Raw genomic sequence first — 12,656 nt, forward strand, 5'->3', positions numbered from 1 at the left:
AATTTTATATAAAATAAAGTTATATATACGCGACAATTAGCTTACCTGCATATTCCGAGGCGCCCGGACCTCCTACTAATTCTTTCAATTTCAAATAATCCTGAACCTGCGTTTCATGTTTTGCTCCACCTGGCAGTATAGCGCGCAGCTCTTCTACGATCAGTTTTTCATTCAGATCCGACTGGATTAATTCCCGCACGACTTCTTTTTCCATGATCAGATTAACCAGTGAAATAAAGGGAACCCTGATCAATCGTTTAGCTATTGCGTACGAAAAGCCGCTTGTCTTGTAGCAAACCACCTCCGGTACCTGGAAAAGTGCCGTTTCTAATGTAGCTGTGCCCGAAGTTACCAAGGCAGCCGCAGCGACGTGAAGCAGATCGTAAGTACTTTCATACACAACTATCGATTTACCCGAAACATCCACATTTGCATACAGAGATTCGGGCAGGTTTTTTACACCAGCTATTACAAACTGATATTCAGGGAAATGCGGCTGGGCTTTCAGCATAATTTCCAGCATACTCACAATTTCCTGGTGCCGGCTGCCAGGCAATAATGCGATAACAGGCCGGTCTTCTTCCAGGTTATTCTTTTTTCTAAAATCAGGATCTGGAGTGAAGCTGGTAATTGCGTCCATCAGTGGATTACCCACGTAATCAACTTTGTAATCGAATTTTTTATAAAAATCGATCTCAAATGGAAAGATCACGAACATGTGATCCACATTCTGTTTGATTTTCCAGGCGCGTTTCTGGTTCCAGGCCCACACTTTCGGGGAGATATAATAGAAGACTTTGATGCCTTTCTGTTTGGCGAAGGCAGCGATGCGCAGGTTGAAGCCGGGGTAATCGATCAGGACCAATGCATCGGGCTGGTATTGGAGAATATCAGCTTTGCATTTTTTCAAAAACCCGGAAATCTTGTGGAGGTTCATCGCTACTTCCAGGAACCCCATGAAAGCAGTGTCTTTATAGTGGGTAACAAGGTCTAATCCTTCCGCCTGCATTAAATCTCCACCCCAACCCCGAAAAACAGCGTCTTCATCGTTTGCCCTAATCCCTTTGATAAGATTGGAACCGTGTAAGTCACCCGAACGCTCTCCGGCAATGAGATAGTATTTCATTCCCCGTAGTATTCGACAAAATTCTTGGGGGTCTCGATCAGTTTAATGTAATGCAGCCGGGAGTTTGGTGCTACATTCTCGATAGCAGGGGCAAGTATTTTCCAGATTTCAGTCACGAAAATTTCGCAGGAGGCCATTTTACCAGCCATGAAATCTACGTCCAGATTCAGGTTTTTATGATCTACTTTATCTACAATCTTTTCCTTCACGATATCACCGAGCACTTTCAGGTCGATCACGAATCCGGTGTCGGGGTCGGGCTTGCCTTTTACAGTAACAATCAGCTCAAAATTGTGCCCGTGCCAATTATTATTTGCACAAGGGCCAAATACCTCCTGGTTCTTCTCTTCTGACCATGCCGGATTAAAAAGCCGGTGAGCTGCGTTGAAATGCTCTTTTCTGGTTACGTAAATCATAAAACTTCTTTGCACTTGGGAAATCGGATGCAAAATTACATTTTGTATCCGTAGTTTTGCAGTTCAACAAGCGTATCAGTAAAAAGAATCCTTTTAACATACATTCTTCCCATGATTATCGTAACAGGAGCAGCCGGATTTATCGGTAGCGGATTGATAAGCCGCCTCAATCAGGACGGCTTTCAGAGCATTATTGCAGTGGATGATTTTTCAAAAATTGAAAAAGCAGAAAACCTGGAAGGTAAGACTATCAAGGAAAAAGTGGAGAGGGATTCGCTGTTTGAATGGATCGACGCGAACAGCCGTGATATTGAATTTATATTCCACATTGGCGCCCGCACGGATACGACGGAATTCGATAAGGAAATTTTCGATGAACTGAATGTAAACTACTCTAAATCGATCTGGGAGAAATGTGTAGCCTATCAAATTCCGCTGGTTTATGCTTCTTCGGCAGCCACTTACGGTTTGGGAGAAAATGGATACGATGATGATGAGACTACACTGGATCAACTGAAACCGCTGAATCCGTACGGAGATTCTAAAAATGAATTTGATATCTGGGCATTAAAGCAGGAAAAGAAGCCGTTTTTCTGGGCTGGACTGAAATTCTTCAACGTATACGGTCCAAACGAATACCACAAAGGCAGAATGGCTTCCGTAATATTCCACGCTTTCAACCAGATCAAAGCAACGGAGAAAATGAAACTTTTCCGTTCGCATAACCCGGAATTTAAGGATGGAGAGCAAATGCGCGATTTCATATACGTAAAAGATCTGATCGACGTCTGTATTTTCTTCATGCACCACCGCAAAAATTCAGGTATTTACAACCTAGGGAGCGGACAGGCGCGTACTTTCAAAGACCTGGTGACCAACACGTTCGTCGCGATGGACAAGACACCGGACATTTCGTATATCGATACGCCGGAAGATATCCGCGACAAGTACCAGTATTTCACTGAAGCAAATATGAGCAAACTTCGCTCGATCGGTTACGATCGTCCATTCAGTACTTTGGAAGAAGGTGTTGCCGATTACGTGGAGAATTATCTTGCTTCCGGGAGCTATTTGTAGACCCCTAAATCCCCTGGACACCCCTAAATCCCCTGAAGGGGACTTGCAGATCGCAAAAGTCCCCTTCAGGGGATTTAGGGGTATAGCCGGGTAAGTCCACATTTTTGCGTATTTTTAACCCTTGATTAAACTCAATAACACTTCTCTGTGTTACCTAATTACCAAACACAGCGTGATAAATTTAAGACTATGAGCAAAGAAGATGAATTGTTGGAGGAAATCACCAGTTCGGAATATAAATATGGATTTGTAACTGATATTGAGGCGGATGAGGCTCCTCCGGGGCTCAATGATGATATCGTCAGGTTTATCTCAGCCAAAAAAAATGAACCGGAATGGATGCTTGCGTGGCGCTTGAAAGCTTATCATTTATGGCTCACAATGGCTGAACCCAAGTGGCCGAATGTTCATTATCCAAAAATCGATTTTCAGGCAATTAAATATTATTCGGCGCCTAAAAAGAAAAAACAAGTTGACAGTCTGGATGACATTGATCCGGAATTGCGCGACACTTTTGAACGTCTTGGAATCTCTCTCAACGAACAAAAACGACTTTCAGGTGTTTCGATTGCCGTCGATGCGGTAATGGATTCTGAATCGGTTTTTACAACTTTCAAAGAATCGCTGAAAGAAAAAGGAATTATTTTCTGCTCCATCAGCGAGGCCATTCGTGAACATCCGGCATTGGTTCAAAAATATTTGGGATCGGTTGTTCCGCCAAAAGACAATTATTATGCTGCATTGAATTCAGCTGTATTCTCCGATGGGTCATTTGTGTACATTCCAAAAGGTGTTCGCTGCCCGATGGAGCTTTCCACTTACTTCCGAATCAATGCGGCAGGAACTGGCCAGTTTGAACGTACGCTGATCATTGGTGACGATGATAGCCACGTGAGCTACCTCGAAGGCTGTACTGCTCCAATGCGGGACGAGAATCAGTTACACGCTGCGGTAGTTGAGATCTTTGCGCATGAAAATGCGAATGTAAAATACTCGACCGTTCAGAACTGGTACCCAGGCGATAAAGATGGAAAAGGCGGTATTTATAACTTCGTAACCAAACGCGGACTTTGCGACGGCCGCGGTTCTAAAATTTCCTGGACACAGGTTGAAACCGGTTCTGCAATTACCTGGAAATATCCATCTGTGATCCTGAAAGGTGATAATTCGATCGGCGAGTTCTATTCAGTAGCTGTGACCAACAATATGCAGCAGGCTGATACCGGTACTAAAATGATCCATATCGGAAAAAATACCAAAAGCCGGATCGTTTCAAAAGGTATATCTGCTGGTAAAAGTCAGAACTCTTACCGCGGATTGGTACAGGTTTTCAAAAGAGCTGAAAAAGCGCGTAACTTCTCGCAATGTGATTCCCTGTTGCTGGGTGACAAATGCGGCGCGCATACATTCCCCTATATTGAAGTCAACAATCCTTCGGCCACAGTAGAGCACGAAGCGACGACTTCGAAAATCGGTGAGGATATCCTTTTTTACTGTAATCAGCGCGGTATTCCTACCGAGCAGGCAGTTGCATTGATCGTTAACGGTTACGCCAAAGAAGTTCTCAACCAGCTTCCGATGGAGTTTGCAGTTGAAGCTCAAAAGCTACTGGAAATCAGCCTGGAAGGAAGTGTAGGGTAATCACAACATCCCGTAATTTCTGCATCAATACACAAGAAGCCTTTGATTTATCATAGGCTTTTTGTATTTTATTGACCTTTCTAAGTACAATACATCAACAAGTACCCTTTACATGACGCATGTTCCGCAACTAATTGTAGACCTCTCTCTAATACTCACGATGGCGGGTATCATTACCCTTATTTTCAAAAAGTTGAAGCAGCCAATCGTGTTGGGTTATATTTTGGCCGGATTACTTGTAGGTCCTAATTTTCACCTTTTCCCAACCATCACCGATATTAAAACCATCGAGATCTGGGCGGAGATCGGGGTGATTTTCTTGCTGTTCAATTTAGGTCTTGAGTTTAGTTTTAAAAAGCTCGTCAAAGTTGGGAACACAGCCGCTATAACCGGTCTGTTTGAGGTTACCATGATGCTCATCACCGGTTTTGTGACCGGCCAACTAATGGGATGGAGCAAGATAGACAGCCTTTTTCTGGGCGGTATTATTGCGATTTCGTCCACTACAATCATATTTCGCGCATTTGACGAACTGGGCATGAAAACCCAGAAGTTCACACGAGTCGTACTGGGTATCCTCGTAATTGAAGACCTCACAGCGGTATTGTTGATGGTTTTGCTATCTACATTGTCTATCAGTCAGCAATTCGCGGGCTACGAGCTTTTGCAATCCATATTAAAGCTCTTCTTCTTTCTTACGATCTGGTTTCTGGGCGGCATATTCGTTTTTCCTACGCTGCTAAGGAAGTATCGGAATTTAATGAATGATGAAAGTGTGTTGATTACCTCAGTGGCACTTTGCTTTGGAATGGTATTCCTGGTTACACAAGCCGGCTTTTCTGCCGCATTGGGTGCTTTTATAATGGGTTCAATATTAGCGGAAACTACACACGCGGAAAAGATCGAGCATTTGCTGAAACCTTTGAAAGATCTGTTTGGCGCGGTATTCTTTATATCTGTGGGAATGCTGATCAACCCGGGGCTGCTGGTTCAATACGCAATTCCTACGATGATTTTGGTTTTTGTAGTGATTTTGGGTAAAACCATGTTTGTCACGATGGGCGCTGTTATCTCGGGGCAGCCTCTCAAAAAGTCAATGCAATCGGGAATGAGCCTTTCTCAAATCGGCGAATTCTCCTTCATTATCGCGACGCTGGGCGTTTCACTTAACGTAACGAGCGACTTTCTCTACCCTATTGCGGTGGGCGTGTCGGTGATCACGACATTTACTACGCCTTATATGATGAGGGCCTCCGAGCCGTTTTACAACTGGTTCGAGCGGAAACTACCGGAAAAATGGAGGCACTATTTAAACCGATACAGTACAAGTACTGAAACGATCACGCAAACCACGCACTGGCAGGAAATATTGAAATCCTATGCCCAGACTGTTGTCTTAAACTCTGTGGTTGTGATCGGGATCGTTTTGGCCGCTTCCCGCCAGCTTGCCGATCAGCTGCATAGGCTGGTACCGGAAAATTACATTACCAATTCGGTACTTTTCGCGATTACTTTCCTACTGATTTCGCCTTTTCTGTGGGCTCTTATTTTCAAAAGATCTAACCGAAAAGCGTATTCTGCAATCTGGCTTAGCCGTAAATTCAGTCGCGGCCCGTTGCTATTGCTGGAACTGTCGCGCGTGCTTGTTGCTATTCTGCTAATGGGCTTTCTGCTGAGCTCGTTTTTTGCGACACCCACTGCACTGGCTATCGCCGGCGGCATTATGATGCTTGGTTTTGCTATATTTTACAGGAGGCTACAACTGTTTTATAGCAAAATTGAAGACCGGTTTTTGCAAAATCTCAATGCACGGCAATTGGAAGGCAGCGGAAAATCTAAAAGGATATTGCTTCCCTGGGACGCACATTTCGCCTTCCTGGAAGTTAGCGCCGATTCCAGTTTAATCGGCAAAACATTGCAGGAGCTAAAAATCAGGGAAAATTTCGGTATCAATGTGGTGTTGATCGAAAGAGGTAGCAAAACGATCTATTTACCCAAACCCACCGAAGTCCTATATCCCTGCGACCGCATTGAGGTAATCGGGACGGATGATCAGCTTGATATGTTCCGCGGACATGTGGAAATCAGTACAAGCGGAGATGTTTACCTGGCGAATGAAGATACTATTGTATTGGAGCGGATCGAGGTAAAAAATGAGTATAATATCAGGGGAAAAAATATCAGAAACAGCGGGATACGTGAAAAAACCCGGGGCATGATCGTCGGTTTGGAACGAAATGGCGAGCGAATTCTAAACCCGGATTCGTCAATGATCATTGAAAATCAGGATGTACTCTGGATCGCCGGAGACCGCGAACTGATCAAAGAATTTGTAAACACCAAAAGCAGCAGCGAGGAAACAATATCACCCGTTATTTCCTGAGCAAACCTTGCAGTCCGCCGGTATGAACAGCCACTATTGTTGAACCTTCCGAGAAATGTCCTTTGCGGATCATATCAAAGAGTCCGTAGAACATTTTGCCAGTATACACCTGCTCCAATTGAATCCCGAATCTGGCTTTGAAATCGGCAATAAAACCAAGCAGTTCGGCATTGTATTTAGCATAACCTCCAAAATGGTACCCAGTTTGCAAATCCAATGTCCCCGTTTTTGCTATTTCCCGAGTCAGATCCAGAATATCGGCTTTCAGAAAGTCGCCTCCTTTTAAAGCTGAAAATGCCACTACATCCGCACCGGCTGATAGTAGCCCAGCCGCAGTACCACCCGTACCTGCTGCTACGCAATAATAAACGGCCACTGTCGGCAACTGTTCTTCTACCTCTGCCACTAATTCGGCAACTCCCGGCAGCGCCAACGTGGTTGTTCCGCCTTCCGGGACGATATAGGGAGCTCCAAACCTGCTTTCAAGCGCAGACAAATATTCGGCAGAATCCCTTAACCTATATTCTTCGCGTGAAACGAAATGCAGCTCCATTCCTTTTTGTCTGCAAAATTGCAAAGTCGCGCTTTCTTCCTCCGGCTTCTCGCCTCTTACTATACCTATTGTTTTTAACCCCAATTCCTTCCCCGCAGCCGCGAGCGCATATAAATGGTTCGAATAAGCGCCGCCAAATGTGAGTACCGTGTCCTTTTCACATACCAAAACATCCTGCAATACATATTTTAGCTTCCTCCATTTGTTGCCGGATACCTCCGGGTGAATCAGGTCGTCGCGTTTTACAAAGAGGCGCACAGCTGCTTTTTCAAACAAATGATCGTGCAGTTCCTGCAAAGGCGTGGGCGGAGAAGGAAGAAGTAAATCCACTAAAATTGGTAATTTTGTTGCTTTCCAATCGAATGCAAATGTCCGAAGACCTTATTGAAACTACGTCAGACGAAGATGACCTTTTTGAACATTACCGGATTGTAGCCGACAAAGGTCAGGGTTTGATCAGGCTTGACAAATATCTGAGCCTTCATGTCGCAAATGCATCCAGGACAAAAATACAAAATGGGATCGAAGCGGAAGCTGTCAGGGTAAACGGACTTCCTACCAAAGCGAGTTACAAAGTCAAGCCACTGGATATAGTTACGCTCGCGCTACCTCAGCCGCCGCGCGACACGGAGATTCTACCTGAAAATCTTCCATTGAATATCATTTACGAAGACGACGTACTGCTGATTGTAAATAAGCCAACCGGAATGGTCGTGCATCCAGCCTTTGGCAACTGGACAGGGACATTGATCAACGGGTTGGTCTACCATTTTCAACAACTGCCTACCGGCCGTAACGGCGAAGGAAGGCCGGGGCTGGTTCACAGGATCGATAAGGATACGTCTGGGTTGCTGGTGATTGCGAAAACGGAATTTGCTATGTCGTTTCTGGCGAAGCAATTCTCGGATCATACTATCGAGCGAACTTACTACGCGCTGATCTGGGGCGAGCCCAAGGAGCCGGAAGGTACTATCGCCAGCTTCATTGGCCGCAGCGCCCGCGACAGGCGCGTGATGGACGTATTGCCTGAGGGCACCCATGGAAAGCACGCTGTAACCCATTATCAGGTTATAAAAAGCCTGCGTTATGTGTCGTTGATCAAATGTAACCTGGAAACGGGGCGGACGCACCAGATTCGGGTTCATATGCAGCATCTTGGCCACCCTATTTTCAATGATCCGACTTATGGGGGAAATAAAATTCTGCGGAGTGTATCCAGTGGAAATTATAAGAATATGGTCGAAAGTTGCTTTGAGCTGCTGCCCGGCCAGGCATTGCACGCTAAGTCGCTCGGCTTTATTCACCCAACTTCCAGACAGTGGGTGCAGTTCGACTCTGAGCTGCCCGAGAATTTTCAGGCAATTGTCGAAAAATGGGAAAACTATTTAAACTACACCTAGAAACAGGTAAATTATTGATTCGAAGTTGTTTTTAATAAAAAGCGATATAATATGACGGTATCAACCAGGCACGGAAGGGAAGATGATATTCCAGCAATTTTTGAATTGGTAAAAGAATTAGCAGTCTACGAAAGGGCACTCAACCAGGTCTCTAACAACGTGGAAAAAATGACCCGGGACTATCACGAAAAATTGTATGATTTTTTTGTAGCCGAATCCGATTCCAAAATCATTGGCTTATCTCTGTACTATTTCCGCTATTCCACCTGGAAAGGCAAGCGGTTGTATATGGAGGATATCATTGTAACAGAGTCAATGCGCGGAAACGGAATCGGTAAGATTTTGTTCGACGCTACTGTGAGTGCTGCCAAAGAAACAGGTTGCACCGGAATGCTTTGGCAGGTTCTGGATTGGAATACCTCGGCAGTAGGCTTCTACCGCAAGTATGGTACCAACTTCGACAATGAATGGATCAATTGCAGTCTGGATTTCTGACAGGCTACGCTTTTCATTTGAAGAAAAATCCTATTTAAGCAAATCGGGCCGCCGCTCTCTGGTTCTCTTGACAGCCTGCTCGTAACGCCATTCTTCAATTTTGGCTTCATGTCCTGACATGAGAATGTCAGGCACTTTGCTGCCCTCGTAATCTGCGGGCCGGGTGTAAACAGGCGGTGCGAGTAAATTATCCTGAAAAGAATCTGTTAGCGCAGAAGTTTCATCATTCAACACGCCTGGTAATAGTCTGATAATCGCGTCAGCGAGCACAGCCGCGGCTAATTCACCGCCAGAAAGCACATAATCCCCGATACTAATTTCTTTCGTAACAAAAAGATCCCTCACCCGCTGGTCTACACCTTTGTAATGTCCGCAAAGCAGGATCAGATTACCTTTTAATGAAAGCTGGTTTACCGCACGTTGCTGCAAGAGTTCCCCGTCCGGAGTCAGATAGATGATCTCGTCATAGTTTCTGTCCGCTTGCAGCGCCTGAATGCATCGCGCGATGGGCTCGATCTGCATCACCATTCCAGCTCCGCCACCGAATGCGTAGTCGTCGATCGTACGATGTTTGTTCGTAGAATAATCTCGAATATCGTGCACATTCACTTCCACAAAACCACCTTGTTGCGCTCTTTTTAGGATAGAATGCGCAAAAAAGCTTTCAAGCAGGTTGGGGACACAAGTTAATATATCAATCCGCATCGTCAGGTGTATTAGCTGCTGAATCCTTGTCCAGATATACATCCAGCAAGCCTTCGGGCAGGTTAACCAGCAATTGCTTGTTCAGTTTGTCCGCCTTTAAAACGATCTCCACCGCGGTCGGAATCAGTATTTCAGTACCTTGATAATCCATCGCGATCAAGTCTTGTCCGTTCAGCGAATATACTTCGCGGATAATGCCAAGTTCACCGATAGTCTGATCCACGACTGTATACCCTTTGATCTCGTGGTAATAGAAATCTTCCTCACCAAGTGGTTCCAGGTTTTCCAGCGGCAGATAGAGCGAACTTCCTACCAAAGCCTGAGCCTTCGCCATTGTATCGACATCTTCAAAAGAAACAATAGCATTGCTTTGCTTCTGAAGGTTGATATCCTGGATAAAGTATGGAACCAGCTCTCCTTTTATTTCGACATAAACAGATTCCAGTCCATCATAATCATCGGGATAATCCACATCCAGAAAAATGACTACGTTACCCGCCGTGCCGTGGGTCCTGACGATATATCCCAGTAAAAAACAATTATCCTGTGTCATGGATAATAAAGAAATAAGGATGAATATAAAAAAGTATGAGTCTGCACGGAATTACCGACAGACCCATCAAAAGCATTGAAGCAATAATTATTCCGCAGATTTTTCCGGAGTTGTAGCAGCAGGTGCTTCGGTTTCGGTTGCAGCTTCGGGTGCTGTTTCAGCTTCGGGTGCTGTTTCAGCTTCCGTTGCAGTTTCAACTTCCGGTGCAGTTTCAGTTGCGTCAGAAACTTCTCCTGCAACTTCGTCCTGTACTTCTTCAACCTCTTCAACTTCACTAACCGGCTCAACAGGAGGCGCATTTTTCTTAGCGATCGCTTCTGCACGAGTTTGGCTCACTTTACGTTCTGCATCAAGTTTCGCCTGCTTTTCAGCATTTTGTTTTTGAGACATCGTATCAGCCGCAGTAGCTTTGCGATCTGTTTTTGAGCCCTTCCACTCTTCGAAACGTGTATCTGCAACTTCCTGTGTGATTGCACCTTTCAACACACCAACTTGCAAGTGCTTACGTAACAAAACACCTTCGTGTTGCAAAATTGAACGTGCTGTGTCAGTTGGCTGAGCTCCTTTCAAAAGCCAGTCAACCGCCTTGCCTGATTCCAAAACGATGGAAGCAGGATTTGTACCTGGGTTGTAGATACCCAATTTTTCGATGAAGCGACCATCACGTGGTGCTCTGGCATCTGCTACTACGATATCGTAGATCGCTTTCTTTTTGCGTCCACGACGCGCTAACCTAATTTTAACTGCCATTTTGAATTTGTTATAGCGGGAACTCGTCCCTTGATTAAACAGGGTGCAAATGTAAGAAATTATCTCCGTTTTTAATATAGAGGCATAAAAAAAGGGAAGACATTGCTGTCTTCCCTTTGTATTTTTTCCTTCCGGACTACCTGCGGAAACCAGCAGGATATGTAGAGCGGATCGAGTTGTTTGGCAATATTTTGATTTCAACACGACGGTTAGACTGCAAGCCTTCCACTGTTGTATTCTCTGCGATCGGGCGATATTCACCGTAGTATTCAGCGATGATACGGCTTGGATCTGTCAGACCTGCACGAACCAGGAATCTTTTCGCTGCATCAACCCTGCGACGTGAAAGTGACACGTTATAGCTATCAGAAGCACGTGCATCTGTATGACCTACAAGTACGATACGGCAATTGGTACGCATGTTCAAGAGCTCAACTACTTTGCTCAATGTTTCTTTCGAAGGATTGCGGATGATTGCTTTGTCAGTGTCAAATTCGATGTTACTGAACAATGCTTCGCACTCGTCTTTCGGCAGGTTGTTTTTGATAGCGTCTCTGATGATCTTATCGATATCCAATGCAACACCACCACCTGAAACAATGCTACCAGCAGGAGTATTAGGTTCTTTATCAAACAAATCTGCTACACCGTCACCATCAGTATCTGTGTAAAGACGTGGATCAACCGGCTTAGGCATATTCGCTTTTGCAATTGAATCTGCATCTTCCATAGTTGGATTGTATGGAACAGGGATCAATTGCTGAGGATTAGCCCAACGTAGGTGGTAACGTCCGCTGGCTGCATCATATTTACCGCCTTTTGCTCTTACTGCATTTTTACCCAGTTTATAAGTTAATGCAAGAGAAAGCATTCCGTAAGCATCGTTTCTTGAATCTCCTTTTGCAAACGTCCAGATACCATCTTGTTTCACGTAATCACTCAGGCCACCAACAGTAGCATCAAGTTTTTCTGTATTAACGAAATTGTGGGTATAATCAAGACCAAGATCAAATCTAGGAGTCAGCTCATAATGCAAAGTAAAACCAGCTGGAACAACCCATTCACGAGTGTAGACAGAACCATTACGCTCCCATTTACCTGCTGTTTTAGAGCTGTTTTCTGTGTTGGTTGAGAAACTGCTTGAAACGCCGGTTGTGATGTTCGTGTAATCTACATCGGTGTGATAGTAGATGATACCTGCACCCAAGTGAGCGTCAAACTTCCATCTTCTCAGCTTGTTATAACCTAACAGAAGACGACTTACATTCATTGTACCATCAAGTGTTACCTGAACAAATGACGGGCTGTTGAATGTTGCGCTGTAAGTATGATTTGTGATAGAGCTCAGGTGATTGTCCTTAGCTCCCTGCAAACGTCCGTTATATCCGACAATCTGCACACCGAAGATCGGCGATAATTGCTTATTAATCGAAAGGCCCCAGCCACCGGTGAGTTCTTCTCTATCCCCGCGCTTGAAGCCACTGTATTGCGATAAATCTCCGAAGAATTTGGTAATCCCTCCGTATCCGGTAATGGACCAGGTATTCATTTTATTGG

Annotated in this window: 12 protein-coding genes; 5 read left to right on the top strand and 7 right to left on the bottom strand. The window is 44.8% G+C overall.

The genetic code is table 11. The features are described from left to right. Positions 1-19: 19 nt before the first annotated feature. Both lpxB and LZG94_RS12965 read right to left on the bottom strand, forming a co-directional pair. Positions 20-1,126 (bottom strand): lipid-A-disaccharide synthase, encoded by a 1,107-nt coding sequence (gene lpxB / locus LZG94_RS12960; protein WP_233792304.1) that lies wholly within the window; start codon positions 1,124-1,126, stop codon positions 20-22. Beyond that, on the bottom strand, positions 1,123-1,542 hold the full coding sequence (locus tag LZG94_RS12965; RefSeq protein ID WP_215232393.1) for a 6-carboxytetrahydropterin synthase: 420 nt from the start codon (positions 1,540-1,542) through the stop codon (positions 1,123-1,125). The genes lpxB and LZG94_RS12965 overlap by 4 nt, the downstream gene beginning before the upstream one ends. Before the next feature lie 111 nt (positions 1,543-1,653). On the opposite strand from LZG94_RS12965, the gene rfaD reads away from it, so the two are divergent. The 3 genes from rfaD to LZG94_RS12980 all read left to right on the top strand — a co-directional run bounded on the left by rfaD (position 1,654) and on the right by LZG94_RS12980 (position 6,643). Then, complete coding sequence (rfaD, locus tag LZG94_RS12970; RefSeq protein ID WP_233792305.1) at positions 1,654-2,619, top strand: ADP-glyceromanno-heptose 6-epimerase; 966 nt, start codon at positions 1,654-1,656, stop codon at positions 2,617-2,619. A 189-nt stretch (positions 2,620-2,808) separates the two neighbouring features. Then, positions 2,809-4,260: a Fe-S cluster assembly protein SufB gene (gene sufB, locus LZG94_RS12975; RefSeq protein WP_215232395.1), complete on the top strand. Its 1,452-nt coding sequence runs from the start codon at positions 2,809-2,811 to the stop codon at positions 4,258-4,260. 112 nt (positions 4,261-4,372) lie between these two features. Beyond that, positions 4,373-6,643: a cation:proton antiporter gene (locus LZG94_RS12980; protein WP_233792306.1), complete on the top strand. Its 2,271-nt coding sequence runs from the start codon at positions 4,373-4,375 to the stop codon at positions 6,641-6,643. Here LZG94_RS12980 and LZG94_RS12985 read toward each other — a convergent pair. Then, a complete protein-coding gene (locus LZG94_RS12985) occupies positions 6,633-7,526 on the bottom strand; it encodes a 1-aminocyclopropane-1-carboxylate deaminase/D-cysteine desulfhydrase (protein WP_233792307.1) in 894 nt (297 codons plus the stop codon). The genes LZG94_RS12980 and LZG94_RS12985 overlap by 11 nt on opposite strands. A gap of 38 nt (positions 7,527-7,564) precedes the next feature. Here LZG94_RS12985 and LZG94_RS12990 point away from each other — a divergent pair, with 38 nt between their 5' ends. Continuing rightward, on the top strand, positions 7,565-8,596 hold the full coding sequence (locus LZG94_RS12990; RefSeq protein ID WP_233792308.1) for an RluA family pseudouridine synthase: 1,032 nt from the start codon (positions 7,565-7,567) through the stop codon (positions 8,594-8,596). Between the two features lie 51 nt (positions 8,597-8,647). Then, positions 8,648-9,091, top strand: coding sequence for a GNAT family N-acetyltransferase (locus LZG94_RS12995; RefSeq protein WP_215232399.1), 444 nt, complete (start codon positions 8,648-8,650; stop codon positions 9,089-9,091). Between the two features lie 30 nt (positions 9,092-9,121). Here the strand turns inward: LZG94_RS12995 and trmD are convergent, their stop codons facing one another. From trmD to LZG94_RS13015, 4 genes are all read right to left on the bottom strand, one after another. Then, a complete protein-coding gene (trmD, locus tag LZG94_RS13000; protein WP_233792309.1) occupies positions 9,122-9,796 on the bottom strand; it encodes a tRNA (guanosine(37)-N1)-methyltransferase TrmD in 675 nt (224 codons plus the stop codon). Further along, positions 9,786-10,349 carry a ribosome maturation factor RimM gene (gene rimM, locus LZG94_RS13005; protein WP_215232401.1) on the bottom strand — a complete coding sequence of 188 codons (564 nt, stop codon included), beginning with the start codon at positions 10,347-10,349 and terminating at the stop codon, positions 9,786-9,788. Before rimM ends, trmD begins: the two co-directional genes overlap by 11 nt. A gap of 87 nt (positions 10,350-10,436) precedes the next feature. Then, a complete protein-coding gene (locus LZG94_RS13010; RefSeq protein WP_310589867.1) occupies positions 10,437-11,303 on the bottom strand; it encodes a 30S ribosomal protein S16 in 867 nt (288 codons plus the stop codon). After that, positions 11,236-12,648, bottom strand: coding sequence for an OmpA family protein (locus LZG94_RS13015; RefSeq protein ID WP_229254528.1), 1,413 nt, complete (start codon positions 12,646-12,648; stop codon positions 11,236-11,238). The genes LZG94_RS13010 and LZG94_RS13015 overlap by 68 nt, the downstream gene beginning before the upstream one ends. Between the last annotated feature and the right edge of the window lie 8 nt (positions 12,649-12,656).

Source organism: Dyadobacter sp. CY343 (assembly GCF_021390335.1).
Lineage (GTDB): Bacteria > Bacteroidota > Bacteroidia > Cytophagales > Spirosomataceae > Dyadobacter.